Raw genomic sequence first — 25,075 nt, forward strand, 5'->3', positions numbered from 1 at the left:
ATGTCTGACCACGTGACCCCGTTCCGTCTCGACGTCCCCGAGCCCGTACTGGCCGACCTGCGCGAACGGTTGCGGCGCACGCGGTGGCCCGAGAAGGAGACGGTCGAGGACTGGTCGCAGGGCGTCCCGCTGGGCTACCTGCGAGAGTTGTGCCGGTACTGGGCCGATGAGTACGACTGGCGGGCCACCGAACGGCACCTGAACGCGCTGCCGCAGTTCCGCACCTCCATCGACGGCCTCGGGATCCACTTCCTTCACGTCCGCTCGCCACACCAGGACGCGATGCCGATCGTCCTGACCCACGGATGGCCGGGCTCGATCGTGGAGTTCCGCAAAGTGGTCGGACCGCTCACCGACCCGACCGCCTACGGCGGCGACGCCCGCGACGCCTTCCACGTCGTCTGCCCATCCCTGCCCGGCTACGGCTTCAGCGACAAACCGGACCACCGTGGCTGGGGCGTCGAGCGGATCGCCGACGCCTGGATCACGCTGATGGCCCGCCTCGGCTACGACCGCTACGGCGCACAGGGCTCCGACTGGGGCACGACCATCACCACGCTCATCGGCCTGCGGGATCCCGCCCACGTGGCAGGCATCCACCTCGTCCCGCCGCTGGCGGCCCCGGATCCGGCCACGTTCGACGACCTCACCGCCGCCGAGCAGGCCGCCATCGCCGACCTGGAACGAGGCCGGGAGAGCGAGGACGGATACTCACTGGAGCAGTCCACCCGGCCACAGACCATCGGCTACGGACTCCTCGACTCACCGGCACTGCTGTGCGCCTGGATCATCGAGAAGTTCCGTGCCTGGACCGACAGTGACGGCCACCCCGAGAACGCCCTCACCCGCGACGAACTCCTCGACAACCTCATGTTCTACTGGCTACCCGGCACCGGCGCATCCGCCGCCCGGCTCTACTGGGAGAGCTTCAAGCCCGTCCAACGGCTCTTCACCACCGAGACAACGGACCTGGTGACCGTCCCGGCAGGATGCTCGATCTTCCCCAAGGAGAACCCCCGGCCGTCCCGGCGGTGGGCCGAGAAGCGCTTCGCCAACATCCTGCACTGGAACGAACCGGACAAGGGTGGTCACTTCGCCGCGTTCGAGCAACCCGGCCTGTTCGTCGAGGAACTACGTACCTTCTTCCGCATGCTCCGCTGACCGCACAACAGCTGCTGTGGCGAACGCCTACCGCCGCGGGCCTCCGCTGGGATCCATGGGGCTCGACCGAAGCAGTTCAGCTCACCATCCCCTCGACCACACCGGCACCGCCGTCGACACCCAGGGACTTACCCGGGTCGGCTCGCCATCCCCTGCCCAGCCCGCCGTCCCGGCACCTCCTGGTACGGCCCAGCTGGTCCCGGGAGGCTTCGCCGGCCGAAGCACCGAAACCCTGCGGCAGATCATCCGACTCAGCGCCGGCGGAACCACCGAACGAATCAGGCCCTCCGACCATCGACGCAGCCGCCATTGCCCGACCTGGGCAGGAAACCGCCACGCGCCGCTCGCGCGTGCTGACCTTCGCCGGACAGCGGCAGGCCGTCGTCCCGCCTGGCCAGGAACGCCTCGGCGATCCGGTCCGGTCTACAGCCTGCGGCAGTGGACCCCGTTCCCAGACTTCGTTGGCGACCGGGTGGTGGGGGCGAATGCTCCAGCAACTGACCCCGTCGAGTCACGCAGGCACCCGTAGGAGATACTTCGCTATGAATCTTCGAGCCCATGCCGACGCATGGCTGGCAGCGTGGAAGCAGCGCGATCTCGATGCGATCTTGGCCTGCTACGCGGAGAACGTGGACTTTGTCGCCCCTACCGTGGTGCGCCGCTGGGGACGTGCCGATGGCCGATTGCATGGCAAGGCAGAGCTGCGCAGGCACTTCGAGCTCGGACTGGAACTGGCCCCGGGCCTGACCTTCACCGAGGAAGCGCTGCTGACCAGCCCGGGCGGCTACGCACTGCTTTACCGACGTGAGAACGGCAACCGTGCCCTCGATGTCGTCGAACTGGACCAGCACGGTCACGCCGCCCGCGTCAATGCCTTCTATGAAGGCCCACAGCAATGATCCAACTCGTCATGATGAAAACGGCTCTTCGGGCCTCTTGTCATGCTGTCGAGATCATGTACGGGCCGCCAAGAAAACCCGGGTCCTTCCCGCCATCCAGACGCCGGAGCCCCATCCGTTCCAGGCAGGCCACCACGTGGGTGCCCGTCGACGGGTTGCACGTCCTGCAGCAGAGAGGCTGGGACGGCCGGTGCTTCCGCCTCACCGTCGACCTGCCACACCGCCGGCGCGCAGTGGACGCCCACCCGTTCGTAGCCGTGATCCAGCCACCGCGAATGCGGTCACGGCGACGGTGGGGGAGTTCCCGTCGTGGTGCCGCCTGCAGGACTGGGGGTTGCCGCCGACGATCGTGGGCGCGTTGTCGCGGCCGAAGTATCTGCGGTTTCTGCCGGCGGGGGACGATGGGGGCGGTCAGCTTCTCGCGTATGTGCAGCCCGCTCCCGATGGCCTGATGCGAGTGCACGAAGGATCACTGTCAGTCGCCACGTAGTTCCTTGATGACTGCAAGAGCGTCGGCCACCAGGTCGATGGGGCAGCCCCAGTAGTCGTAGATTCCTCCGCTGGCACGGTTGCTGCCGCAGATGACGAATACGCCGGTCCCCAGCTGAACTTTGAGACGGGTGGCCAGCCAGCCGACGAAGCCACTGTTGTCCAGGTCGGCGGGGAAGTGGAAGGAGAAGACTCCGAATTGCTCGACACCGTCGTGCTCCTGGGCGAACGGGACCAAGGCGCTCCAGCTCTCGTTGTCCCGGACCACCGCCAGTGTGTCACCGGTAAGGGCTGGCGGGCGGTCGGCCGGAGACTCCTGGAAACACCAGACGCCGTTGTGCACGACGAGCCGGGCTGCCGCGATCACGCGTCGTAGGCGTGCTTCCGTCTGCTCCGCAGTCTCCACGCTGACGCTGACCATGGGTGGGTCTCCTTGGTCCATGTGGCTGATCCACTCTGGGATCTTGGCGGTCGCGCCTGGGTGGGAGGCCTCCCGGCCCTGGCGACGATCTTCACAACATCGTCGCCGACGTGCTGATTCCCGTCGCGTTCACGGCGAGTCAGGTATGCTCTGACATTCTCAAGATCGACTCATGGCCGGTTCGCTTGTCGGCTGACGCCACCCGAGAACCGGCTGGTCAGACACCGCATCCCATTTTGAGCCCCACACGGTGACCACGACGGCCGCGACGGTGAGGACGCCGTGGGGTGCCCTCACCGTCGGCGATCAGCCGACGGCGTACGCGCGGGTGATCGTCTGGGTCACCGCGTCGCCGGCGAAGCCGGTGACCGTCGCGCGGAGGGAGACGAACCCCGCCGTGGAAGGGTTCGTCAGTCTGGCGCTCCAGCCGTGGCCGGCGCGGGCGGTCGCGACGTCGCGCCAGGTGGCGCCGTCGTCGGCGGACATCCCACGCCTGGAGGAGGCCGTGGTCCGGGTTGCGGGGCGAGATGGGCCAAAGGCGCCGCCAGAAGTGGCGGTTGGATTCGAACCACGCCTCGTCCAGATGCTCTTGCTGGTCGGTGCCAGCGAGGGCGGGGAGTGCTCGATGAGGGTTAGCGGCCGAGTGGAACCGGCGTAGCGGTCGTGGAGTTCGAGCCACAGGTGTTCCATGCCGTTGGTTATCGACGGGCCTTGGACCGAAGGCCGAGCCGGCTAGCCTTCGGCTCGAGCTTCAAGCATGGTGCTGAACGGGGTAGCTGGGTCGGCTTGTCAAGGCCGGTTGTTCTTGCCGTCCAGCCATAGCGTGTCGGTCTCGTCGCGATGGGAACCCGAACTGCCGACGTGTTTGGCGTCGATCTTCGGGCCCTTTTTGATCACGTGCACCAGCGCCATCGCGTGTCCACGTCCAAGGTTGTAGTCCCGCTTCAGCCAATCAATGATCGCTCCAGCTTTCGTGGACGGGTCGTCAAAGCCGCGCTCTTTCGCCAAAGCGATGAACTCACGTGGTGTCAGTCCGGTCTTGTCCTCGATGGTGTCGAGGTAGGCCTGGAACGACATGTGTTTCTCCGTTCTGTGGGGATCACTCTCGTGGCCGCCGACTCTGCAGCCTGGCGAGTAGCAAGCTTGTCTTTTGAAAGTGTTATTTGTCAACTGAAGTATGGGTTAAAATCTGCACCATGGCGTCTCGAGAGTACGGGCAGTTCTGCGGCCTTGCCCGCGCGATGGAGATGGTCGGCGAACGATGGAGCATGCTGATCATCCGCAACCTGTTCGCCGGGCCCCAGCGCTTCACAGACCTGCGAAAAGGCTTGCCTGCCATCCCGACCAACATCCTTTCGGCCCGCCTCAAACAGCTCGAAGGGGCAGGCCTGGCCACTCGCCGCGCGCTGCCACATCCCGAACGCGCAGTCGTCTACGAGCTCACCGACTACGGACGCGATCTCGAATCGGCGCTGATCGCGCTGGGCCGCTGGGGCGCACGCACGATGATCGAACCTCGCCCCGGTGAAGTCATCACCGCCGAATCAATCGCCATGTCCTTCCGCACCACCTACCGGCCGGAGGCAGCCCAGAATGTCACCGTCGGTTACGAGGTTCGCATGGGCGACTTCACGCTCCGGCTGCAGATCACCGACGGGGAACTGACGGTCGGCACCGGCGAGCACCCTGCACCTGACCTTGTCATCGAACGGCTGACCGGCCACCCAATCCGCGAACTCATGAATGGCAGCAAGACCCCAGACGAAGTACTTCACGACGGCGGCGTGCGTGTGGAAGGTGATCCGGCGCTTCTCAGCCGGTTCGCCGAGATGTTCCACTTCTGATCAACAGACAGGTCATGCCGTTCCGCCTTGCCTCTTGCTGAAGCCGCCAGGCGAGCTTGGCCTCGGCGACGCCACTCTTTCCGGAGTGCCCGCGCACGATCCGCTCCGTCTTCTGGCGGTCGCTGAACCCCGCTCGGAGACCGAGCTGCCAGAGAGCGGCTCCGCTCAGGAATGAAGCGGTTGATGCCGCTGGCCGTCGCCGTGGTGGTGGCGGAGGACGGCCTCTGTGGGGGAAAGGCCAGAAGGTGCGTGGTGTGCGGCCGGCCGTTGCTGGCCGGATCCACGTTGCGGCGGCGGTATTGCTCAGCGGCGTGCGCGGTGCGTGGGCCTCTCAGTGGTCTTGAGGCGCTATGTCCTCTGTGGCGCGAGTCGGGTTATGAGCAGGTGAAGGTGTCGTTGTTGCGGCGGCTCGGCCGGTGGTCGGCGAGGATCGCGAGCGCTGCCCGCGTCTCCTGGCGCTCCTTTGACGGCACGGCCCGTAGCATCGGGCGCATGACGTGTGTGCTGGTCGTTGAGGACGACCTGGTCATCAGGTCCGAGCTGGCCGAAGCTCTGGCCGCCCAGGGCTACGAGGCGGAGTCCGTCGCGTCGGGAACCGAGGCGTTGGAGGCCGCGGAGCGGCATCAGCCGGACCTCGTCCTGCTGGATCTGGGTCTGCCGGATCTCGACGGCGTGACCGTGTGCAGGCGGTTGCGGTCGCGGGTGCCCGACACGGTGATCGTCGTCTTGACCGCGCGCACGCAGGAGTTCGAAGTGGTGGTCGCGTTGGACGCCGGTGCCGACGACTATCTGACCAAGCCGTTCCGGCTGACCGAGCTGATGGCCAGGATCCGGGCGCACCTGCGGCGGCGCGGCCCCGCCTCGGGGGAGCGGATGTTGTACGCCGGGCGGTTGCGGCTCGACCTGCCCGCGCGGCGCGCGTATGTCGGAGAGGCGGAGGTGGCGTTGCGGCCTAAGGAGTTCGACCTGCTGGCGGCGCTGGTGAGCCGCGCGGGGGAGGTGGTGACTCGCGAACAGCTCATGGACGAGGTGTGGGACGAGAACTGGTTCGGCCCGACCAAGACGCTGGATGTGCACGTGTTCGCGCTGCGCCGCAAGCTGGCCGAGCACGGTGAGGGGATGGAGCGGATCGTCACGGTACGGGGGCGAGGTTACCGCTACGAGCCTTGACCGGGCAGCAACAGGGTGAACAGCGGTGGCCTGGCCCGGCTCAGCACCAGTCTGCCGCCCTCCGCCTCGGCCAGTGAGCGGGCCAGGGCGAGGCCGATGCCATGGCTGTCGCCGCTGGATCTGACGAACGGATCCGCGCCTTCCTGGACGCCGGGTCCGTGATCGGTCACCTCCATGGCGAGCCCGGAGCCCACATCCGAGATGGTGATCGCGACCTCTCCTCGGCCGTGGCGAAGTGCGTTGTCGAGCAGGACGCGCATGATCTGCCGGACGGCTGCGGGCTGGGCCGTTACCGGCGGTATTCCTGGCTCGACTGTGACGGTCAGACGGCGGCCCTGCTCGGCCAGCGGGCCGTGCCATTCCCGATCGATCTCTTCGACAAGCTCGCGCAGGTCCAGCGGCTGGGTCGGCACGCGGCTGTCACGGCTGAGTCGCACGAGGTCGTCGATGATCTCCTGGAGCCGTTCGCCTCTGACCAGGGCGGTCCGGGCCGCCCTGGTCAGGTCGGCGTCGGGACGGGACAGGGCTGATTCCAGGCCGATGAGCAGGCCGGTCAGGCCGGTGCGAAGCTGGTGGGAGACGTCCGCGCTGAAGGCGCGCTCACGGGCCAGGACGGCGCCAAGACGGTGCGCGGTCGATTCGAGAGCCTGTCCCGCCTGGTCGGCCTCGCGCAACCCCGACGGGGAGGGGCGGATGCTGAAGTCGCCGCCGCCCAGTGCCTGCGCGGCGCGGGTGAGCCGCTCCAGCGGCGCCGCGAGCCGGGCGGACTGGCGTACGGCCGCTCCCGCCGCGAGCGCGATCACGAGGAGGGCGAGACCGCCCATGAGCAGCCACGCCTGATGGATGCGGTGGTCGACCTGCTCGTTCGGTGTCGCGACCCGGATGACCAGCGCGGTGCCCTCGTCGGAGGGGACCGGTGCGGACACGGCCAGGAAGCCGTCCTCCACCATGTCGTGAACGCGGCCGTCCCTGCTGGAGGCGGCCAGGCGTGAGCGGGCGGGGCCGTCACCGAACAGCCGGGCGCCGTCCGCGGTGTAGCCGCCGACGGCCAGTTCGCCGGACAGGCGTGTGGGCAGCTGCAGCGCCACCCCCGCGTCGCGTGCGGCCTCATCAGGCACGGCGGTGGCGACCCAGGCCGCGTCGCGCTGCAGCGCGGCCACCGACTGGTCGTGGTAGAGCATGCGCACCGCGACCGCCAGGGGCACCAGGAAAAGCGCGACGGCCAGGGCGGTCACGCTCACGATCACCACCAGCACCCGCCGCCGCAGTGGCACGCTTCGCGCCGTCACCTCTCCAGGGTGGCAGAGTGCAGGTAAACGTCGCGCTAACCCGCTGCTCAGCGGGCGCTTGCCGGCGTCCTCGTAGCGTGCGAGATATGCAGGTAAGGCGGAGCGTGCTGGCTCTGGCCATCGCAGGGCTGGCGGCGGGCTGCGCGGCAGGCGCGCCCGCTCAGACGCACACACAAGCGCAAGCACAAGGACAAGCACCGGCACGAGCTCAGGCGCAGGATCAAGGCGTACCGGCGCCGCACGTGACGGAGTCGAATCCGCCGGGCGATATTCCGGATGACACGGTCTTCGTGCCATATCGGCATCCCGGGCAGCCGTACGAGGTGAAGGTGCCCGAGGGGTGGGCGCGCACGGATCTGCCCATGGGCGCATCCTTCACCGACAAGCTGAACAGCGTCCGCATCGAGACCGCCCCCGCTTCCTCGCCTCTCACGGAGGCATCGGTCAGGGCCCGGGTGAAGGGGAAGGTCCTTACGGTGGGCACGGTGTCGAGGAAGGGCGGCAAGGCGGTGCGGGTCGTCTACCGAGCCGACAGCAGCCCGGATCCGGTCACCGGCAAGGTGGTCAGAGACGAGGTGGAGCGCTACGCCTTCTACCGTGCCGGGCACGAGGCCATCCTGACTCTCTCGGGGCCAGTCGGCGCGGACAACGTGGACCCATGGCGCGCGGTCTCCGACTCCTTCCGGTGGACGACGCCGTGACCCTCGAAACAGGCACGCCCGCGGCGGCAGGTGTGACCAGCGAGCCGGGCGTGCTCCTGCAGGCAGAGGAGCTCTACCGGTTCTACCGGTCGGGCGAGGAGGAGACGAGGGCGCTGCGCGGCGTCACCTTCCACGCCAGCGCGGGTGAGGTGGTGGCGGTCTGCGGCCCGTCGGGGTCGGGCAAGTCGACGCTGCTAGCCTGCCTGGCCGGGCTGGACGATCCGGACGGCGGCACCGTGCGAGTGGACGGCCACCGCATCAGTCACCGGCCGGAAGCCGAACGGGCCGCGCTGCGCGCCCGGCTGGTGGGCGTGCTGTTGCAGAGCGGCAACTTGGTCGAGCACCTGACGGTCGCGGCCAACGTGGATCTGGCCCAGCGGCTGGCGGGACGGCGCGATCCGCGCCGACGCGACAGCCTGCTGGACTCCCTGGGGCTGTCCGGCAGGGCGGGGGCGTGGCCGAGCGGGTTGTCCGGAGGGGAGGCGGCCCGCGCGGGGCTGGCCGTGGCGCTGGCGAACCGGCCCGCGCTCCTGCTGGCCGACGAGCCGACCGGCGAGCTCGACCAGCACACAGAGGCGCCCGTACTGCGGCTGATCCGTCACCAGGCCGACGAGCGCACCGCCGTGGTGATCGCCTCGCACAGTCCGGCCGTGCGACGGTTGGCCGACCGCGTGGTGGAGCTCAAGGACGGACGGACGGCATGAACGCGCTGGTCAGCTGCCAGGACCTGGCCCGTGTCTACGGCAGGGGACCCGATGCCGTCGTCGCCGTCCATGGCATCACCTGTGAACTGCGATCGGGAGACCGGCTCGCGATCACCGGCCCGTCCGGATCCGGCAAGACCACACTGCTGCACCTGCTCGCCGGCCTCGACCGCCCCACCGCGGGATGGATCACCTGGCCCGAGCTCAACGATCATCCGCGCGGCCGGGTGGGTGTGGTGTTCCAGGGGCCCAGCTTGCTGCCCCCACTGGACGTCGCACAGAACGTCGCCCTGCCCCTGCTCATCGCCGGCCTCAGTGAGAGCGCCGCCAGAGAACGGGCACTGCTCGCGCTCGCGGCCATCGGCCTGGCCGAGGTGGCTGGATCACTGCCCGAGGAGCTGTCGGGCGGCCAGGCGCAGCGCGTCGCCGTCGCCCGCGTGCTGGCCGGCGAACCCCGCCTCGTCATCGCGGACGAACCCACCGCGCAGCTCGACGCCGGGCTCGCCCGTCAGGTGGCCGACCTGCTCAACGGCGTGGCGTCCCGTCTGAATGCGGCCCTGGTGATCGCCACCCATGACCCCATGGTGGCGGCCCGGCTGCCCAAGACCTGGACCATGACCGACGGAACGCTGTCATGCTGATCCTCATCTGGTTGCGCGGCCTGCTGACCCGGCGGACGGGCAGGCTGCTCGCGGCCATGGCCGGCATCGCGCTCGCCGTGGCCCTGCCCGCCGCGCTGGGGGCGTTCCTCGCCTCCGCCAAAGCCACCATGACGGCCCGCTCGGTGCAGCGGGTGCCGGTCGACTGGCAGGTGGAGCAGCAGCCCGGCCAGATCGTGTCCGTCCCGATGCCCGGCACCTCACGGCGGGTGGACTTCGCCAGGATCGACGGGTTCGAGTCCCACCAAGCTGGGCAGACGCTGACCACCGGCGCGGGCCAGGTCCTCGGTTTGCCCGCCGACTACGCCGCCACCTTCCCGGGCGAGCTGCGCATGCTGGCAGGGAAGGCGACCGGGCCGCTGCTGGCCCAGCAGACGGCCGCCAACCTGCACGCCGCTCCTGGATCCGCCGTCACCGTACGCGGTCCCGGGTTGCCCGCCGCCACGGTGAAGGTCGCCGGAGTGGTTGAACTGCCCGCGGCCGACTCGCTGTTCCAGCGGGTCGGCGCGCCCCCGGGCGCGCAGCCGCAGGCTCCACCCGACAACGTGCTCCTGCTCCCGTCCGCCGACTGGCACCGCCTGTTCGACGGCGTACCCCGCGACCAGGTGCGCACCCAGTTCCACGTCCGCATCGACCACCGGCTCCCCTTCGATCCTGCCGTGGCGTATGGCACGGTCACCGGGCGGGCACGCAACCTGGAGGAGCGGCTGGCCGGCACCGGACTGGTCGGCGACAACCTGGGCGCCGCTCTGGGCGCCGCCCGCGAGGACGCCCTGTACTCGCAGGTGCTGTTCCTGTTCCTGGGCGTGCCGGGAGTCGTACTGGCGGCCCTGCTCACCGGCCTCGTGACGCGGGCGGGAGCGCCACGGCGCACCGCCGAGCAGGCGCTGCTGCGGATCAGGGGAGCGCCTCGGGGAGCGTTCGTCCGGCTCGCGCTGGCCGAGACGGCACTGGTGGGCGTGGCCGGGGTGCTGGCGGGCCTGGGCGTGGCCGCCGTGGCCGGCTGGGCGATGTTCGGGTCGGCGTGGGTGTCGTGGTGGGCGGCCGTCCTGGGACTGTTGATCGCGGGCGGCACCGTGCTGCTTCCCACGCTGCGTGCCACGACCGTGACCGCCGCCCGCCGCCCCATCGGCAGGCCGGGCCGCTCGCCTGCCTGGCTGCGTTACGGGCTGGACCTGTGGCTGCTCGCCGGCTCCGCCGTGATCTTCTGGATCACCAGCAGGAACGGCTACCAGCTCGTCCTGGTCCCCGAGGGGCTGCCCCAGCTGTCGGTCGACTACTGGGCGTTCGCCGGTCCGGCGCTGCTGTGGTCCGGGGCGGGCCTGCTCATCTGGCGTCTCATCCGGACGCTGCCGGGCTCGTTCGTGACCTGGACGGCCAGGCCACTGGCCGGGGGCCTGGCCGGCACGGTGTCGGCGATGCTGACGCGCCAGCGCGCGCCGCTGGCGCGCACCGCCACCCTGGCCGCGCTGGCTGTCGCGTTCGCCCTGTCCACGTCCGTCTTCGACGCCACCTACCGCCAGCAGGCCCAGGTGGACGCCGAACTGACCAACGGCGCCGATGTCACCGTCTCGCAGACCGCCGCCTCCCAAGCGCGCCTGACGGCCGTGCCCGGCGTGTCCCGGGTCGAGCCGCTCCAGCATCGCTTCGCCTACGTCGGCTCCGACCTGCAGGACCTGTACGGCATCCGTCCCACTACCACCCGGTTGCACGACACCTACTTCGTTGGCGGCACCGCTCACCAGATCCTCGACCGGCTCGCCCACCGGGCCGACGCGCTGCTCGTCAGCCAGGAGACCGTCAACGACTTCCAGCTTCGCCTCGGAGACCAGATACGGCTGCGCACCGAGGACGGCAAGACCGTCCCCTTCCACTACGCCGGCATCGTCACCGAGTTCCCGACCGCGCCCCGTGACAGCTTCCTCGTCGCCAACGCCTCCTACCTGGCCCACCAGATGCCCACCGACACCACGTACCTGATCACCACGGACGGGACCCCGCCCCACCGGGTCGCCGCCGAACTGCGCGGCAGACTCGGCCCGACGGCGAAGGTCACCGACGTGGAGACCAGCCGCCAGGTCGTCGGCTCCAGCCTCACCGCCGTCGATCTGTCCGGCCTCACCGCCATCGAGCTCGGCTATGCGCTGGCTCTGGCCGGCCTGGCCACCGGATTGCTGCTCATTCTCGGGTTCGCCGAGCGGCGCCGCGCGTACGCGCTCGCCAGGGTTCTCGGAGCGAGCCCGCGCCAGCTCGGCTCGTTCGTGTGGACGGAGGTCCTTCTGGTCGGACTGGTCGCGATCGTGCTGGGAACTGCCTGCGGGTGGGCGCTGTCACGGATGCTGGTCGCCGTGCTCAGCGGCGTCTTCGACCCTCCTCCCGACACGCTGGCCGTTCCGTGGACCTACCTGGCCGCCGTCGCCGGCCTGGGCCTCGCTGCGCTTCTCGCCGCCGGAGCCGCCACGGTCCGAGCCGCCCGCAGGCCGCCGCTGACCGTCCTGCGCGACCTGTGACGTGGCCCTGTCCGTGGACTTCCCCGGCCAGAACGGCGGCAGTGTCCGTCCGGACAGCCGGAAGGCGTTCACCGCCAACATGATCGCGGCCGGGGTGAGGATGAGCGAGCCCAGGGTGTCGCTGGGGTAGTGCGCCCCGAGGTAGACCCTGGCGAGCATCTGACCGGCCACGAGCACACAGCCCGCCACCAGGACCGGCAAGAAGAAGCGGGTGTTCCTCGCCAGCAGGGCGACGGCGACGACGATCGACAGTGTCAGGCAGACGTGGCCGCTGGGAAAACTGTCCGCACCGAGCTCGTGCACCAGGGCGTGGACGGCGGGCGGACGCGGGCGGGCGACGAGCGTCTTGACCAGTGGGCTCACGCACCACCCGGCGGCGATCACCACCAGCGCCGACCAGGCGGGCCGCAGGCGTCGCCACACGACAACTGCGACGACGAGCACACCGATGAGCACGCTGCCCATGACGGTGCCGAAGCCAACATTCAGCACCTGCGCCACCGCGGTCCACCCGGGCGAGCGGACGGACTGGACCATCTCGCTTCCCCTCGCGTCCGCAGCGGTCCAACCGGGCGAACGGGCGGCGAATCCCACGATCACCCCGAGGACGAGCAACGTTGCCGAGATCGCGGCCCAGAGCCACGGCCGCCCCGCGCTCGCTCTGCTCCTGATGCCGCATCGCATGGAGGACACGCTAGGAAGAATCGCGTCAGCGGAACCTCAGCACCTGGTTAACACGACGCTAACCCAGACGCTCCGGCGCAGGAAGTTAACCTCGCGCTGTCGTTGGCCCAACCCGCTGTTATCCGACGTTCTCGCAGGCTGGAGCGGTCAGCAATACACCTACCGCATTGGAGACCCCTGTGCGCAAGCCTACGATCATCGCCGGACTCGCCGCTGCCGCCGTCCTCGTGACGGGTGGAGGCGCCGCCTTCGCCTCCCCCCTGCATCACAGCCCCACCCCCGCCTCCACGGGGCAGACCCCCAGCGGCAAGGTCGCCACACCCGAGCCCAGCGCCGAGCACGGGGAGCAGGACGAGAAGAACGAGAAGACGGAGAACGCCCAGGACGAGAAGAACGAGAAGGCCGAGGACGGCCAGGACGAGAAGAACGAGAAGAGCGAGGACGGCCAGAGCAAGAAGAACGAGAAGAACGAGTCCGAGGACGGCCAGGACGACTGATCCCCGGGCCGGGCGCCCTCCGCACGCGTCGGCGAGCGGAGGGCGCGCGAGCGCCGCCTTCCCGACGGGCGCAGTGCGTATCGCTCGCTGTGCCCGTCCATGGGGATGGGGGGCTGACCGCTCGGTCAGCGACCCTTGGCCTTGTGCGATCAGGACGTTGACCCCGATATCGGCCGGCGTTGCCGCCTGCCTTTCTAGCCTGACAGGCATGCGACTGCGATGGATGACGAGCATTCTGGGTGCAGCCGCCGTCGCGGCGGCCTCCTGCGGCGCGCCGCCCGCCCCCATGGCTGCAATCCCCGAGTCCGCGCCACCGCTGCGGTCGCCATCGCGGCAGCAGCCCGCACAGGCACCCGCGCGCGAAACCATCACTGACGTCTACGCCCACGACCGGCCCGGGATGCTCAGTCCCAAGGTCAAGGACCTGACACTGTATCTGCGGATATATGCGGTGCTCTCGATACGCGGGCGGCTGGCCGCACGGCCCCCGTACTCCCCCGGGCAGGGGGCCGTGCTGTCACGGGCCTGCCGTGAGGGTGCCTGGTGACGGCTTGTCTGGCGCGAGAGTGGTGCGTTGGTCAGTCGCCGGGGAGGTCAGGTGGTTCAGGATGCGTAAGGCGGGGTGGCGCTCGATGTTGGGCCGCGTCCGGTCGTAGGCGCGCGTGGTGCGTGGGTCGGCGTGGCCCAGGGCGTGCTGTACGTCGTGCAGGGCTGCGCCGGCGTCCATGGCGAGGGCAGCGAAGGTCTGGCGCAGGCCTTGTGGGGAGAGGGTTGCGGCGGTGGGGATGCGGGCGTCGTGGGCGATGCGACGGATCAGCTTGGTGATGGCCCAGCGGTCGAGTCGCTTGCCGCCGGAGTGCGGTCCGGAGGGCTCGGTGACGAACAACGGGCCGGTCAGTTCCTCGCGGGAGGTGCCAGTGCGGGTGGCGCGGTCGGCGAGGTAGTTCTTAAGGGCGGCGGCGATGGGCGGGGCGAGTGGGTAAGCGCGACGCTGGCCATCCTTGCCGGTGATGGTGAGGGTGTGGTGGCCGCGTCGATGGCCCAGGTGGGCGATGTCGGCGGCGCATATCTCGGCGGCTCGTAGGCCTTCGGTGAGCAGGAGGCCGAGTAAGGCTGCGGTGCGCAGTCGCCTGGGGCGGGTGTCGGCGTTGGCGGCGGCGAGGAAGGCCGCGGCTTCGGCGCGGGACAGGATGGTGGTGGTGGAGTGGTCGCGGTTGAGCGGTGGCCGTTGGAGGCCGGCCAGCGGGTTGCGGCTGGCGGCGTCATATGTAAGTAGGTAGCTGTACCAGGACGAGAGTGTGGCGAGCTTACGGGCGATGCTGGCTGGGGCGTAGCGCTGAGCCAGTGCGGTGGCGTAGTCATCGGTGTCGTCTTGGTAGGCGCGGAACGGGTCCAGTGGGCGTTCGGCGCACCAGGTCAGGTACTGGGCCAGGTCTCGGTGGTAGGCGGCGATGGTGTCCGGCGAAGGGCGTGTGGCCAGCCAGACGGCGGTCAGCGGGTGCACGCTGAAGCGGTTGCCCAGGGCAGGTTTGCCGAGTGCGGGTAATGCTAGGACGGCTTCGGCGATCTGCCGGCGTCGTTCGGCCGGATCAGCTGTGGCCAGTCCGGTGGCGCTCAGTGTCCGTACTTTTCGCCCTGCAGCGGAGAGGATCGGCAAAGGAGCAGGTGGGGTCTCGGCACGGCGAGGTGCTGGGCGGGGAGCTGGGCGTGGGGTGCCGTATGCGAGGTCGTCGGCGGCAGTGAGGTACGCCGCCAGGTAGTTGGTGAGGTGCGGGGCGACCAGGGGGATCGACGTGGCGCCGTCTGGAGACTCATACACCATAACTGTGATTATGGAGTACCAGGGAGATTCAACTCTGTGCAGTTGTGAACACCGATCAATGTCCGATTTCGGGTGGTATGCGCCTCTGAGGGTTAGCGGGCAGCTCCCGCTCAGGAATGGCGCGCGCTTGATCAAGCGGACGAACGCGGTCCCTGTGGGCTCAGGTGGGCCGCGCGGCCTACGCTGGGACGACAGCGGACCTCCTACCAGCAGGGGTGGCCACCGTTGCGCCGGTAGGGGGTCCGTTCACCCGCTGCTCAGATGAGCTAGCGGGTGGCGTCGTGACCGGTCAGCGTCCAGATCAGCCAGCCCAGCCACAGGATGAACCTGCCCAGTGCCAGCGCGTTCTGGAGACGCTGCTGCCGGTCATTGTCAGGACGGTGCTTCTCCACGGGGTTGCTCTCCCATCCGCCGGACCTTCCGGCAAGCGGCCGCGAAGGGGCGTACGGGCGCCGCGAAGCAACACTGTCCTGGCCATGACGGTAGAGGGCCGGGCATGGGGCACCTAATGCTCGCGGTAGAGGTTTGTGCTCCACAGAGTCATCCCGCTTCTACCGGGCGGCACAAGCGGACGGACCCTGTCGTCCGCGTTCACCGTCCGCGCTGCCCTGCTACTGAACGTCAAGCCGCCCCTTGCCTGAGGCGCCTCACTGGCGAGATTCCCCGCGCCCGTCCTCCGAGCAAGAGCGGGGAGAGCGATCGGAGGGCAAGCGCTTGAGTGGGGGATGAGTTCACCCCACGAACACGGAAACCGATCGAATATGCGGTCTTCTTCGATCGAAACGAGGAAGGTTGCAAGAGGGCCGGCGAGATGCGCTACAACGCGTCGAGATCGCTTGCTGGCCTCTAAGCGGCGACTGTCAGAAACTGAAGATGACTAGCTCCCGACGAGCACCACTTCGCGTTGCCTCCCGTTAGGCTCAGCGATGACGATTCGGTTGCCCTTCTGTACTTCATCTTCGATGAATTTCCAGAGGGCAATTGCCCGGCGTGTCGAGATCAGGTGCCGTCCCATCGCCACCGGGAGGTTGACTACACCAGCCGGGAACACCTGTGCTTGACCGGGGGCTACAGCATGCACCGTAGCCCCCATTCGTCACCGACTGCCGACCATGGCCTTATTGCGCCTAGACGGCGAGCACCGCGGCGGATCCCTCACCAATCAGTTCACGGACGTGCCGGGTGTGCAGCAGCCGGTCGACATGCGACTTGCTCCACTGCAGGCGGCCACCCGGCGTGGGCCAGCCTTCCGCCATCATGACGCGACTGATCTGCGTGAGGCTCAGCCCCTGGTCGCGGAGAGCCACGACCCGCGCGCGGACCTGCGGAAGACACGCCGGCGGGCGCCCCCGCCGAGGCTGCGATACCGGGGCGCTCACCTGCGCCCCCCACGGAAGAGCTGGATCAGGTCACGAAAGACCCGGTAGCGCGTCTTCGCGCACTCCTCATCCGAGGAGAACAGGGTCGCCGCCATGGCGACCCCGACGTACATGACGAAGGCCCCGACCACCACGGCCGCGAGCCAGGCGGTCATGCCGACCGCCGGGCCGATCTCCGCCAGCAGGCGGAGCAGCGTCTCCATCAATTACCGACTCCCTTTCCAAACCAGGTGGAAGCCCTAGCAGGTCGCTAGGGAGCCCTGGTCTAAGGAGCTGCCGGTCGAGATGAACGGAGTGGTCGGCGTCGCGCCAGCGGCTCGCCCTGGGCAGGGCCCATGTGCGAGCTACCGTGGCTGCTTCGACAGCCGGCCTCAGGCTGACAGCGAGGAGAATCACGGACACGCTCGCGCCCCATACGACGACGGCGAGCAAGCTCGAGACGGTCATCTTTGCTGTCCCCCTGTGGCGCGGATTTGTGACGCTTGGTGTGCATACGACAGTAGCTCTCCAAGCGGGCCGTCTCGGTAATTCACCCAATATCGAGAAAGTCTGCAGCAGGGTCAGCCACCACGGCGACGGCGCGTGTACGTCCCCAACAGCGAGTCCGACATCGTGGACGTCATCGACCCGCGGACGTTCCGGGTCGTGCACCGCTACCGGGTGGGCAGCCTGCCGCAGCACGTCGTGCCCTCCTGGGACCTCAGGACACTGTGGGTCAACGAGAACAAGGGCAACCGGCTCACCCCCATCGACCCGGTGACGGGCCGCCTCGGTAAGCCGGTGCCGGTGGAGGACCCGTACAACCTGTACTTCACCCCGGACGGCACGTACGCGCTGGTCATGGCCGAACGCCTCAACCGGCTCGACTTCCGCAACTCCCGCACGATGCGCCTGATCCGCTCCCTTCCTCTGCCATGCCGGGGCGTCAACCATGGCGACTTCACCGCCGACGGATCCGTCTTCCTGGCCAGCTGCGAGTTCTCCGGGCAACTCGTGGCCATCAACTGGAAGCGTCCCCGCGTGCGGAAGGTGCTCAGTGTCGGGGCGGGGAACATGCCGCAGGACGTCAAAATCTCGCCCGACGGACGGCTCTTCTACGTCGCCGACATGATGGCCGACGGCATCTGGATCATCCACGCCGCCACCTTCCGGCGGGTGGGCTTCCTTCGCACCGGCAAGGGCGCGCACGGCTTGTACGTGAGCAGGGACTCGCGGTCCCTCTACGTCTCCAACCGGGACGATGGGACCGTGTCCGTCGTCTCCTTTGCCCGCCGCAAGGTGGTCGACCGGTGGCGGATCCCGGGAGGCGGCTCACCCGACATGGGCGGGGTGTCGGCGGACGGCAAGCAGCTGTGGCTGTCCGGCAGATACCACGGAGTCGTGTACGTCTTCTCCACCGAGACGGGCAAGCTGCAACACACGATCAAGGTCGGCCGGGGACCGCACGGCCTGTGCTTCTTCCCCCAGCCCGGACGCTACTCCCTCGGCCACACAGGCGTGTTCCGATGACCGGCCGCCGAGCCTCGCGGACCCTGCGGAAACCTCGACGCGCAGGAAGATCTTTCAGGCGCTAGTCGTGTTCCTCGCGTGGCCGCCGCGCCGGGCGCGCGATGATGCCACATGCCGAACACGCAGGCCACGAGCCGTTTTCTGGCCGAGATAGGGCGAAGCGGGCGGTTGATCGTGGCGGCGCGGGCGCTGCGGACCTTCGGGTACGGCTGCACCAGCGTCCTCCTGGCCGACCTGCTCGCCCAGGACGGCGACGATCCCTGGCAGACCGGCCTCCTGCTGTCCCTCGCGTCCGCGGGCTCAGTGGTCGCCAGCCTGACGCTCGGCCTGTTCGCTGACAGGTGGGGGCGCCGGCGAACACTGATCACCTGCGGATGTCTGATGGCGGTCGCCGGCGTCGCCTTCGCACTCAGCGAGTCCTATCCCGTCCTGCTCGCCGCCGCCTTCATCGGAACCATCTCACCGTCCACCAACGACAACACGCCGTTCTCGGGCGTGGAGCAGTCCATCCTCGCCCAGACCAGCGGCCCGAGCCGGCACACCGCCATCTTCACCTGCTACAACGTCACCGCCATGGCGGCCGGCGCCCTGGGCGGGCTGGCCGCCGCCGCGCTCTCGCTCCAGCCATGGGTGTCGGCCGCCGACGCCGCCTTCGCGCTGTACGCCCTGCTCGCCGTGTGCACTGTGCTGCTGTTCCGGCGCCTCCCGCCCGAGATCGAGGCACCTCTGTCCCTACGCCGCCCCCAGAGCGGCCATCGCGTACGGGTGCCAGGACCGGTCCGCCGCCTGGCTGCGCTGTTCGCCCTTGACGCCTTCTCCGGCGGGCTGGCCGTCCAATCCATCCTTGCCTGGTGGTTCGCCCAGCGCTACGGGGCTACCAGCGCACAACTCGGTCTGGTGTTCTTCGCCGCCAACCTGCTCCCAGCCCTCGCGCAGCTCACCGCCCCCGTTCTGGCCTCCCGGCGCGGACTGCTGGCAGCTATGCTGCTCCCCCATCTTGCCGCCAACCTGCTGCTGGCCGCCATCCCGTTCGCCCCGACCCTCGGCAGTGCGGTCACCCTGCTCCTGCTCCGCCAGGCCCTCTCCAAGATCGACGTCCCGGCGAGGCAGGCCTTCACCGCCGCCGCCGTCCCCCCGGCACACCGAACAACCGCGGCCAGCCTGACCAGCGTGGCGCGAAGCGTCGCCGTGTCCGTCAGCCCTCTCGCGGCCACCACCCTGCTCACCGGAGCCCTGGTCGTGCTCGGGGCGCCCCTCCTTGTCGGCGCCGTCTTGGGCATCGGCTACGACATCACACTGTGGCGCGCGTACCGGACCGCACCCATGGACAGCTGACCAATATCAGGCTCATCTACGGCCGAAGAAGGAAGCTTTCGGCGTACCGGCGCCGAGGGCGAACTGCTAACCCACCACCCTGCGCGCTTCGGGTTGACCGTGAGCGCCTGCGGATTCGCACTGCTCTCGGCGGCCTGGCGATGCCCGCCGCTCTCCGCGCTGATGAGCACCGTTCCCGCCGAACAGGCAGGCGTCGGCTCCGCGCTCAACGACACTATCCGGCAGATGGGCGCCGCCCTTCGGTATCGCGGTGCTGCGGTACGCCATCTTGAACGGGTCACCGAGGTCGAACCAGATCCAGGCCGCGAAGCCGGCAGCCTCGCCGGCGGCCGAGGCCAGGCGTCGACGCAAGGAGTCGGTGCCGGGTGTGTCGAGAAGGGAAAGCAGAAGGCCGAGGTGGCCGTCGACCGGCGCGAGCATCTGAGCCGAGGTCAGCTGGTGGTAGAGGTGCCGCTGATGAGCGGTGATGGCCTCGATGTCCTGCACCACGCCCTTGCTCACTGCGGACGGAAATGTGCTGACCGCGCTGAGGCGTTCCCACTCCACCGCAGACGCAGGCTCGACGGAACCTGTCCGGCGGGCCGCGTCACTGTTGTGACGGAGGTGGGCCTGCTCCCGAATGACTCCCGGCAGCAGTCCGTTGAGAACTCCACCGGCTCCCAACGCCGCATCACATGACGAGATCACCGACTCGGACGGGGCGACGGACCCACGCTCGATCGCTCCCAGATGCTGCCACGAGTAGCCGGTCAGTTCGGACAACTGGACCAGAGTCAGCGACCGGGCCCTTCTCAGTTCACGGAGCTTGGCCCCCAGCGTGGCCAGCAGGGAAGCCCCTGGGTCCAGTAGCTTCGGCGGGCGCCCACGCCTCCGCTTCCCCTCCGTGGCCATGTGCGTGCCTCTCGTTGTTTTTGCTGCTCGTTGCGAGCAAATCAGGCCCTGAGGTCTTCTGCCAGCAGCTTTGAGCAGGCCGACCACAGGAGGTGAACGTCATGGACATCTTCGCTGTAGATGCCCTCGAACAGTTGCTGAGACTCGCGGCGGAACTGGGCGGACGAGGGTTTGCCACCAGTGTTCGCACGGGTCGGTACTGGCTCGCCGCTCGCATCGTGGCGGAGTTCTTCGACGTGGACAAGTCGCGGTCCATTCCTCCGCTGAGGCGCCCCCAGACCGCCCTCCTGCTCGCCAGCTCGCCGACCCCGGCCGTGGCTACAGCGCCGTCGTGGTCGGCGAGCCTCAGCGCGTGTTCTACGGGAACCAGTTCGGGCTCACCTTCCCGCTCTTCGAGCACTACGACGTGCCGCTCTGGGTGCCCGAGGTCGGCGGGCCGATCGATCCGGCGAACGAGGCCCACGAGCTGATCATGTCGATGTTCGGCGGGATCAGTATCGAGGAGCGGAACCGCATCAAGATTCGCGTCCGCTCCTCGATGGCGGCCCTGCCCCAGGTGGAAGGCCGCTATCTGGGGGGGTCGCCCGCCGTACGGCTACCTCTTGGTGGACCTCGGTCCGCACCCCGACCCCGGTAAGGCGGCGGACGGCAAGCGGCTTCACGGCCTCGCGCCGGATCCGGCGACGAGCGAGGTGGTCCGCCGCATCTTCCGGGAGTTCTTGAGCGGCATGGGTCTCTTCGCGATCGCCGAGGGGCTCACCAGGGATGGCACCACGACGTCGCCCTTGGGCACATGACCCGGCAGCGCTGGGATGACTCTGACCGCTGGATCTGGTCCGAACAGATCACTCACGAGCCGCTGATCTCCATGGAGGACTTCGAGTCCGTGCAGAGCGTCCTCGTCGGCCGGAGACGCAAGCAGGACGTCCCTCATCGACCTCATCACACCCGCCGCTCGTACGCCCTCCGGGGGGTTCTCTTCTGCGGCTGCTGTTCGCGCCGGATGCAGGGCAACTGGAACAACGACCAGGCCTACTACCGGTGCAGGTATCCCGCCGAGTACGCCCTGGCCAACAAAGTGGATCACCTCAAGACCGTTTACCTGCGTGAGGCCGAAATCCTGTCCGATGTGGACACATGGTTGCGTCTGACGTACTACCCGCAGAAACACTAGTGGAGGCTCGGGTTCAACCCGGCCTCCACATGTGCATTGAGTACGTGTCCGAGGACCGAGCCCGACCCCCACCGCCGCCCTCCCACCGACGTCGGGGACCGCGTCCGCGAACCGGGGCGCGGGTGGTCAGGCGTCCGCCGTCAGGGCGGCCGCGCCGGCCCGCGTCTCCGCGACCAGGAAGTCCACCACGTCCTCCATCCGCCCCCGCCGGGCGAGCACCTCGCGCTGGCGCGCGGCCGAGCTGCCGCGCGCCGTCGCCTCCCGCGCCAGCCCCGACACCAGCTCCCAGTCACCCGCGTCCTCCAGGTACGGGCGCAGGTCGTCCACCAGCCGCAGCACCACCTCCCCGGCCGGCCGGGGCGTGCCCTCGACGGGGTCCACCAGCTCGCCCTCCAGGCCCGAGCGCGCCGCCTGCCACGTCGCCGCCCGCACCGGCTCCAGCTGCACCTCGCCTCCCGGGTCCCGCCGGGCGGCCTCCAGCTCCCGCGCCACCAGCGCCCGGAACAGCCCGGCGATCAGCACGATGTCGTCCACCCGCGGGCACGCGTCGCAGACCCGCAGCTCCACGGTCGGCACGTGCGCCGACGGCCGGACGTCGAAGTAGATCATCCCCGGGTCGCTGATCACCCCGGAGCGCACCAGGTCCTCCACCATCCCCTCGTACTCGGCCGCGGAGCCGTACCGGCTCATCGGCCCGGCGGTGGGCCAGCGCTGCCACACCATCGTGCGGTAGCTCGCGTACCCCGTGTCCGCCCCCAGCCAGTACGGCGAGCTGCAGCTGAGCGCGAGCAGCGGCGGCAGCCACGGCGTCACCCGGTGCGACACCAGCACGGCGAGGTCGCGGTCGGCCACCTCGGCGTGCACCTGCGTGCCGCAGATGAGCTGCTCCCGGGTGAGGAGCTGGTAGTCGTCGAGCATCTGCTCGTAACGGGGATCGGGGGAGACCTTCATCCGGTCCGCGTCGCCCAGCGGCACGCTGCCCGCCGCGACGATGCCCAGGCCCAGCTCGTCGGCGACGCCCGTCAGCGTCGAACGCAGCTCGATCAGGTCCCGCGCCAGGTCCTGGAGACTCGTGACGGGCTTGCTGTTGGCCTCCACGGCCGACCGCTGGAGCTCCCGCGTGAACCGGTCTTCCGGCAACCGCTCCAGCAGGGCACCGGACCGGGAGACCAGGTGCCGGGTGCCGGAGTCGACGATGTGGAACTCCTCCTCGACTCCGACGGCGATCTCACGTGCGGAACTCGTCATGGGGGCCACTCCTGGGGTTGGTCGGCGTGTCATTGCGCCGGTCATCTCCCCGAAAACGCGGCTTTCGCACCTCGCCCTGGTGCGCGCCCCCTTCCGCGCCGGGGCGTCAGGCCGGCGTGAGCGGGCCGCGGCGCTCGCGCGCCGAGAGATGGTCGTCCAGCCCGGCGGCGGCGAGCAGCCGCTCGGCCGACGGGGACAGATGAGCGAGGCTGAGGGTGCCACCCCTGCTCTGCAACGATCGTTTGAGCGCCATCAGCACGCGCAGCCCGGAGCAGTCGATGAACGACACCTGGCTGAGGTCGACCTCCAGCGCGGACACGGACTGGTGCTCGATCATGGTGTTCAGGCTCTTCTTCAGAAGCTCGGCGGTGGCGAGGTCGATCTCACCCCGCAGGTGCGCGACGGTGCGCCTGGTCTCGGTTTCCACGGTGACGTTCAGCGACTCCATCGCATCCTCCAGATGGATCGGCCGGCGCGGACTCGACAAAAGCCGCGTTGCACCGCAGGCCACCACATTCGTCTCCCAGCTGTCACCCTCGGATCCGTAAAATTCGCGCCTCCGTTGGCCGACGGTCCCCACGAACCCCCGTGGCGGACGGTGGAACCGAGCCCGCGGAAGCCGCTCCCGGAGACGCCCGCAGGGGGCAGGTCAAGAGGCGCGGCTGGGTAAGGTCGATGGCGTGTCCACCCTTCTGTATGGACTGTCACAAGCATCGGGGGAGCATCCGGCGGCGTGGTGGTTGGCCAAGTCGGGAAAGCTGCTCCAGTTTCTCGCCGGACTGGCGGTCGCACTCGATCTCGTAGGTCGCGAGCGGTTACGGAGGGCCCACAAGCGGGCAACGCGACAACGCGCATTACTTCGTGAGATCCGGGAGTTCGCGAAGTACGACCACCTGCCGAAACAGCTGGCCGAGACGATCCTGGGCGCACCGATCGAGGCTCCCATCGTCCCGGGCACCATTCCGATCAACGGATCTGTCATTCCTCATGTCAAGGGGTATCGGTTCTCCGTTTCTGCACCCGCGGCGGTGCCGCCGCTGCTGTCCGCCGCCGATGTCAAGGAATTCATCGAACGGGCGAGCACCCGAATCGGAGCGGAATGCCCGTGCAGCGAGCAGCACGACGACCGCATATGCCCTGATCAGGCGATATTCATCGAGACGGAAGCCGTGCAGGAAATCGCTCGCCGGCTCGGCTTGTCGGACCAGGCGCATTCTTTCCTGGCCGCGCAACACAGGAGGTACGGCACCGATGGGGGTCTGTCCGGCTGCATCATTCCCTTGATGGTTACGGTCGGTGCGGCAGGGGTCGCCGCTTTCTTCCTCGCCCTGCGACAGGTCATCCCGGCAGTCGTGGGGTGGGCCGTTTTCGTCGCCGGAAGCGCCTTCGCGATGGGCCTGCAACATCGGCGGGTCAGAATCAACACCCATGTGCGCGTGACCGTGGCCGCCGTACGAGTCCTGAGTTCCTGGGGCCTGTTCCTCCTCGGGCGGCAAGCCACCGGCGATCCGGTGAAATGGGCGGCCCTGGTCCTGTTCATCGCGGGGTCGACATTGGACCTCGTGTGGGGGTGAACCGCTGTCCCTCGCACGCGCCTGCCGCATCGCCGTCGCCGGGGCACCCGGTGCCGGACCACTAGGGCCGCCAGATCCTCTCGTAGGCGGCCTGGTAGCCGGGCGGGTCCCAGGACGTGGCGGTGCCCACGTTGGTCGCCGTCGTCAGGTGGACGGGCGGGACGTAGCCGCTCGGCGGTACGCCGGCGAACGCCCGGTTCAGCTCGTCGACGATCTGGTGGCCCTGCGCGCCCAGCGGCTCGGGGACGGTCGCCGCCTGGTACTGGCGGGCGCGGATCCGCTCGAACGCCGACGGGTCGCCGTCGCCCGCGCCGATGGCGTACGGGGCGCCGCCGCCCGGCCGGCCCGCGGCGCGCAGCGCCGGTGCGGCGTCGGCGAAGTACAGGTCGTTGACGGCGGCCGAGTACGTCCACCGGTCACCGAGGCGCGAGAGCAGCGACGACGCCTCCTGCGCCGTGCGGGTGCCCGCGTCGGGCAGCGGGATGTTCTCGCGGGCGAGCAGCGTGACGCCCGGGCAGCCGAACAGCGTCCTCTCGATCAGCCGCGCCTTGTACTGCGCGAACGGGATCGAGGAGTCGCTGAACACCACGACCCCCGCGCCGCCGCCCGACCTCGCGATGATCCAGTACGCGCTGAGCCGGGCGACGTCCTCCACCCGGGTGGTGACGTTGGCGAACAGCCTCGGGTTCGCGCTGGGCCCCGGGGAGCGGGTCGCGTGCCAGCCGACCAGCGTGATGCCCGCCTGATCGGCCTGGCGCACCTGCTGGGCGACCGAGCCCGGGTCGAAGCCGCCGATCACGATCCCGGACGGGCGCAACGCGATCGCCTGGCCGAAGGCGGCACGGACGCCGGCCGGCGTGCCCTGGCCGTCGATCACCCGCGCCTTCCAGCCGATCGAGCGGGCCGCCCCGGTGACGGCGGAGGCCGTCCCGGCGACGCCGGGGTTGGTCATGGTGGCGGCCACGTACACGATGCTCCTGCCGGGGACGGCCCGGGGCCCGGTCGTGGGCCCGTCCCAGGGGGCGGTGCGCTCGGCGCGGGCGACGGCCTCCCGGGCCGTGGCGAGCACAGCGGGGCACGGCCGCGCCGGCCGGCCGGGGTCCGGGGCGTCGCCG

Annotated in this window: 27 protein-coding genes and 1 pseudogene; 15 read left to right on the forward strand and 13 right to left on the reverse strand. The window is 69.3% G+C overall.

Annotated features, from left to right (window positions below):
* Together MTP10_RS12045 and MTP10_RS12050 are read left to right on the forward strand one after the other, a co-directional pair.
* Entirely contained in the window at window positions 1–1,161 is a 1,161-nt protein-coding gene (locus MTP10_RS12045) for an epoxide hydrolase (RefSeq protein WP_310709180.1), read from the forward strand.
* 542 nt (window positions 1,162–1,703) lie between these two features.
* Window positions 1,704–2,060: a nuclear transport factor 2 family protein gene (locus MTP10_RS12050; RefSeq protein WP_310709181.1), complete on the forward strand. Its 357-nt coding sequence runs from the start codon at window positions 1,704–1,706 to the stop codon at window positions 2,058–2,060.
* A gap of 475 nt (window positions 2,061–2,535) precedes the next feature.
* Here MTP10_RS12050 and MTP10_RS12055 read toward each other — a convergent pair whose 3' ends face one another.
* From MTP10_RS12055 to MTP10_RS12065, 3 genes are all read right to left on the reverse strand, one after another.
* Window positions 2,536–2,970, reverse strand: coding sequence for a DUF6196 family protein (locus MTP10_RS12055; RefSeq protein ID WP_310709183.1), 435 nt, complete (start codon window positions 2,968–2,970; stop codon window positions 2,536–2,538).
* A gap of 306 nt (window positions 2,971–3,276) precedes the next feature.
* A complete protein-coding gene (locus tag MTP10_RS12060; RefSeq protein WP_310709184.1) occupies window positions 3,277–3,456 on the reverse strand; it encodes a hypothetical protein in 180 nt (59 codons plus the stop codon).
* 303 nt (window positions 3,457–3,759) lie between these two features.
* Window positions 3,760–4,047, reverse strand: coding sequence for a DUF4287 domain-containing protein (locus MTP10_RS12065; RefSeq protein ID WP_310709185.1), 288 nt, complete (start codon window positions 4,045–4,047; stop codon window positions 3,760–3,762).
* A gap of 119 nt (window positions 4,048–4,166) precedes the next feature.
* On the opposite strand from MTP10_RS12065, the gene MTP10_RS12070 reads away from it, so the two are divergent.
* Together MTP10_RS12070 and MTP10_RS12075 are read left to right on the forward strand one after the other, a co-directional pair.
* On the forward strand, window positions 4,167–4,814 hold the full coding sequence (locus tag MTP10_RS12070; RefSeq protein WP_310709187.1) for a helix-turn-helix domain-containing protein: 648 nt from the start codon (window positions 4,167–4,169) through the stop codon (window positions 4,812–4,814).
* A 492-nt stretch (window positions 4,815–5,306) separates the two neighbouring features.
* Complete coding sequence (locus MTP10_RS12075; RefSeq protein ID WP_310709189.1) at window positions 5,307–5,984, forward strand: response regulator transcription factor; 678 nt, start codon at window positions 5,307–5,309, stop codon at window positions 5,982–5,984.
* On the opposite strand, the gene MTP10_RS12080 is transcribed toward MTP10_RS12075, so the two are convergent.
* Complete coding sequence (locus MTP10_RS12080; protein ID WP_310709190.1) at window positions 5,972–7,273, reverse strand: HAMP domain-containing sensor histidine kinase; 1,302 nt, start codon at window positions 7,271–7,273, stop codon at window positions 5,972–5,974. The genes MTP10_RS12075 and MTP10_RS12080 overlap by 13 nt on opposite strands.
* A 104-nt stretch (window positions 7,274–7,377) precedes the next feature.
* Between MTP10_RS12080 and MTP10_RS12085 the strand changes: the two genes are divergently transcribed.
* The 4 genes from MTP10_RS12085 to MTP10_RS12100 are packed head-to-tail and all read left to right on the forward strand — an operon-like array spanning window position 7,378 to window position 11,847.
* Complete coding sequence (locus MTP10_RS12085; protein ID WP_310709191.1) at window positions 7,378–7,974, forward strand: hypothetical protein; 597 nt, start codon at window positions 7,378–7,380, stop codon at window positions 7,972–7,974.
* A complete protein-coding gene (locus MTP10_RS12090) occupies window positions 7,971–8,678 on the forward strand; it encodes an ABC transporter ATP-binding protein (RefSeq protein WP_310709192.1) in 708 nt (235 codons plus the stop codon). The genes MTP10_RS12085 and MTP10_RS12090 overlap by 4 nt, the downstream gene beginning before the upstream one ends.
* Window positions 8,675–9,319: an ABC transporter ATP-binding protein gene (locus MTP10_RS12095; protein WP_310709193.1), complete on the forward strand. Its 645-nt coding sequence runs from the start codon at window positions 8,675–8,677 to the stop codon at window positions 9,317–9,319. The genes MTP10_RS12090 and MTP10_RS12095 overlap by 4 nt, the downstream gene beginning before the upstream one ends.
* Window positions 9,313–11,847: an FtsX-like permease family protein gene (locus MTP10_RS12100; RefSeq protein WP_310709194.1), complete on the forward strand. Its 2,535-nt coding sequence runs from the start codon at window positions 9,313–9,315 to the stop codon at window positions 11,845–11,847. Before MTP10_RS12095 ends, MTP10_RS12100 begins: the two co-directional genes overlap by 7 nt.
* A gap of 72 nt (window positions 11,848–11,919) precedes the next feature.
* On the opposite strand, the pseudogene MTP10_RS12105 reads toward MTP10_RS12100, so the two are convergent.
* A pseudogene (locus MTP10_RS12105) lies at window positions 11,920–12,531 on the reverse strand (phosphatase PAP2 family protein); the annotation flags it as partial.
* A 179-nt stretch (window positions 12,532–12,710) separates the two neighbouring features.
* Here MTP10_RS12105 and MTP10_RS12110 point away from each other — a divergent pair.
* Window positions 12,711–13,028 carry a hypothetical protein gene (locus MTP10_RS12110; protein WP_310709196.1) on the forward strand — a complete coding sequence of 106 codons (318 nt, stop codon included), beginning with the start codon at window positions 12,711–12,713 and terminating at the stop codon, window positions 13,026–13,028.
* Window positions 13,029–13,545: 517 nt separating this feature from the next.
* Here the strand turns inward: MTP10_RS12110 and MTP10_RS12115 are convergent.
* From MTP10_RS12115 to MTP10_RS12130, 4 genes are all read right to left on the reverse strand, one after another.
* Complete coding sequence (locus MTP10_RS12115; protein WP_310709197.1) at window positions 13,546–14,850, reverse strand: tyrosine-type recombinase/integrase; 1,305 nt, start codon at window positions 14,848–14,850, stop codon at window positions 13,546–13,548.
* 266 nt (window positions 14,851–15,116) lie between these two features.
* On the reverse strand, window positions 15,117–15,242 hold the full coding sequence (locus tag MTP10_RS12120) for a hypothetical protein (RefSeq protein ID WP_310709199.1): 126 nt from the start codon (window positions 15,240–15,242) through the stop codon (window positions 15,117–15,119).
* A gap of 735 nt (window positions 15,243–15,977) precedes the next feature.
* Window positions 15,978–16,157 carry a hypothetical protein gene (locus MTP10_RS12125; protein ID WP_310709201.1) on the reverse strand — a complete coding sequence of 60 codons (180 nt, stop codon included), beginning with the start codon at window positions 16,155–16,157 and terminating at the stop codon, window positions 15,978–15,980.
* A gap of 68 nt (window positions 16,158–16,225) precedes the next feature.
* Complete coding sequence (locus MTP10_RS12130; protein ID WP_310709202.1) at window positions 16,226–16,432, reverse strand: hypothetical protein; 207 nt, start codon at window positions 16,430–16,432, stop codon at window positions 16,226–16,228.
* A gap of 379 nt (window positions 16,433–16,811) precedes the next feature.
* On the opposite strand from MTP10_RS12130, the gene MTP10_RS12135 reads away from it, so the two are divergent.
* Both MTP10_RS12135 and MTP10_RS12140 read left to right on the forward strand, forming a co-directional pair.
* Window positions 16,812–17,738, forward strand: a complete 927-nt coding sequence (locus MTP10_RS12135; protein WP_310709203.1) for a YncE family protein — start codon at window positions 16,812–16,814, stop codon at window positions 17,736–17,738.
* Window positions 17,739–17,849: 111 nt separating this feature from the next.
* Complete coding sequence (locus MTP10_RS12140) at window positions 17,850–19,073, forward strand: MFS transporter (RefSeq protein ID WP_310709205.1); 1,224 nt, start codon at window positions 17,850–17,852, stop codon at window positions 19,071–19,073.
* Between the two features lie 66 nt (window positions 19,074–19,139).
* Here the strand turns inward: MTP10_RS12140 and MTP10_RS12145 are convergent, their stop codons facing one another.
* Window positions 19,140–19,964 carry a helix-turn-helix transcriptional regulator gene (locus tag MTP10_RS12145; RefSeq protein WP_310709206.1) on the reverse strand — a complete coding sequence of 275 codons (825 nt, stop codon included), beginning with the start codon at window positions 19,962–19,964 and terminating at the stop codon, window positions 19,140–19,142.
* Window positions 19,965–20,316: 352 nt separating this feature from the next.
* On the opposite strand from MTP10_RS12145, the gene MTP10_RS12150 reads away from it, so the two are divergent.
* Genes MTP10_RS12150 through MTP10_RS12155 form a run of 3 tightly spaced genes read left to right on the forward strand, consistent with a single transcriptional unit; the run spans window position 20,317 to window position 21,138 of the window.
* Window positions 20,317–20,601 (forward strand): hypothetical protein, encoded by a 285-nt coding sequence (locus tag MTP10_RS12150; protein ID WP_310709208.1) that lies wholly within the window; start codon window positions 20,317–20,319, stop codon window positions 20,599–20,601.
* Entirely contained in the window at window positions 20,570–20,761 is a 192-nt protein-coding gene (locus MTP10_RS41940) for a recombinase family protein (protein ID WP_397334449.1), read from the forward strand. Before MTP10_RS12150 ends, MTP10_RS41940 begins: the two co-directional genes overlap by 32 nt.
* Window positions 20,758–21,138: a zinc ribbon domain-containing protein gene (locus MTP10_RS12155; protein WP_310709209.1), complete on the forward strand. Its 381-nt coding sequence runs from the start codon at window positions 20,758–20,760 to the stop codon at window positions 21,136–21,138. The genes MTP10_RS41940 and MTP10_RS12155 overlap by 4 nt, the downstream gene beginning before the upstream one ends.
* Window positions 21,139–21,264: 126 nt before the next feature.
* Here MTP10_RS12155 and MTP10_RS12160 read toward each other — a convergent pair whose 3' ends face one another.
* Both MTP10_RS12160 and MTP10_RS12165 read right to left on the reverse strand, forming a co-directional pair.
* A complete protein-coding gene (locus MTP10_RS12160; RefSeq protein ID WP_310709210.1) occupies window positions 21,265–22,386 on the reverse strand; it encodes a glutamate--cysteine ligase in 1,122 nt (373 codons plus the stop codon).
* Between the two features lie 106 nt (window positions 22,387–22,492).
* Entirely contained in the window at window positions 22,493–22,834 is a 342-nt protein-coding gene (locus tag MTP10_RS12165; RefSeq protein ID WP_310709211.1) for an STAS domain-containing protein, read from the reverse strand.
* Window positions 22,835–23,066: 232 nt separating this feature from the next.
* Here MTP10_RS12165 and MTP10_RS12170 point away from each other — a divergent pair, with 232 nt between their 5' ends.
* Window positions 23,067–23,960 (forward strand): hypothetical protein, encoded by an 894-nt coding sequence (locus MTP10_RS12170; RefSeq protein WP_310709212.1) that lies wholly within the window; start codon window positions 23,067–23,069, stop codon window positions 23,958–23,960.
* A 61-nt stretch (window positions 23,961–24,021) separates the two neighbouring features.
* Here the strand turns inward: MTP10_RS12170 and MTP10_RS12175 are convergent.
* Window positions 24,022–25,075 (reverse strand): substrate-binding domain-containing protein (locus tag MTP10_RS12175; protein ID WP_310709213.1); only part of this gene is annotated, 1,054 nt, incomplete at its 5' end.

Source organism: Nonomuraea sp. 3-1Str (assembly GCF_031570565.1).
Taxonomy (GTDB): Bacteria; Actinomycetota; Actinomycetes; order Streptosporangiales; family Streptosporangiaceae; genus Nonomuraea.

Coding starts and splice junctions, on each gene's coding strand:
- MTP10_RS12095 (WP_310709193.1), top strand. CDS start 8,675: ATGAACGCGCTGGTCAGCTGCCAGGACCTGGCCCGTGTCTACGGCAGG.
- MTP10_RS12055 (WP_310709183.1), bottom strand. CDS start 2,970: ATGGTCAGCGTCAGCGTGGAGACTGCGGAGCAGACGGAAGCACGCCTA.
- MTP10_RS12060 (WP_310709184.1), bottom strand. CDS start 3,456: ATGTCCGCCGACGACGGCGCCACCTGGCGCGACGTCGCGACCGCCCGC.
- MTP10_RS12050 (WP_310709181.1), top strand. CDS start 1,704: ATGAATCTTCGAGCCCATGCCGACGCATGGCTGGCAGCGTGGAAGCAG.
- MTP10_RS12065 (WP_310709185.1), bottom strand. CDS start 4,047: ATGTCGTTCCAGGCCTACCTCGACACCATCGAGGACAAGACCGGACTG.
- MTP10_RS12145 (WP_310709206.1), bottom strand. CDS start 19,964: ATGGCCACGGAGGGGAAGCGGAGGCGTGGGCGCCCGCCGAAGCTACTG.
- MTP10_RS12115 (WP_310709197.1), bottom strand. CDS start 14,850: ATGGTGTATGAGTCTCCAGACGGCGCCACGTCGATCCCCCTGGTCGCC.
- MTP10_RS12155 (WP_310709209.1), top strand. CDS start 20,758: ATGACCCGGCAGCGCTGGGATGACTCTGACCGCTGGATCTGGTCCGAA.
- MTP10_RS12130 (WP_310709202.1), bottom strand. CDS start 16,432: ATGGAGACGCTGCTCCGCCTGCTGGCGGAGATCGGCCCGGCGGTCGGC.
- MTP10_RS12140 (WP_310709205.1), top strand. CDS start 17,850: ATGCCGAACACGCAGGCCACGAGCCGTTTTCTGGCCGAGATAGGGCGA.
- MTP10_RS12075 (WP_310709189.1), top strand. CDS start 5,307: ATGACGTGTGTGCTGGTCGTTGAGGACGACCTGGTCATCAGGTCCGAG.
- MTP10_RS12160 (WP_310709210.1), bottom strand. CDS start 22,386: ATGACGAGTTCCGCACGTGAGATCGCCGTCGGAGTCGAGGAGGAGTTC.
- MTP10_RS12165 (WP_310709211.1), bottom strand. CDS start 22,834: ATGGAGTCGCTGAACGTCACCGTGGAAACCGAGACCAGGCGCACCGTC.
- MTP10_RS12070 (WP_310709187.1), top strand. CDS start 4,167: ATGGCGTCTCGAGAGTACGGGCAGTTCTGCGGCCTTGCCCGCGCGATG.
- MTP10_RS12100 (WP_310709194.1), top strand. CDS start 9,313: ATGCTGATCCTCATCTGGTTGCGCGGCCTGCTGACCCGGCGGACGGGC.
- MTP10_RS12045 (WP_310709180.1), top strand. CDS start 1: ATGTCTGACCACGTGACCCCGTTCCGTCTCGACGTCCCCGAGCCCGTA.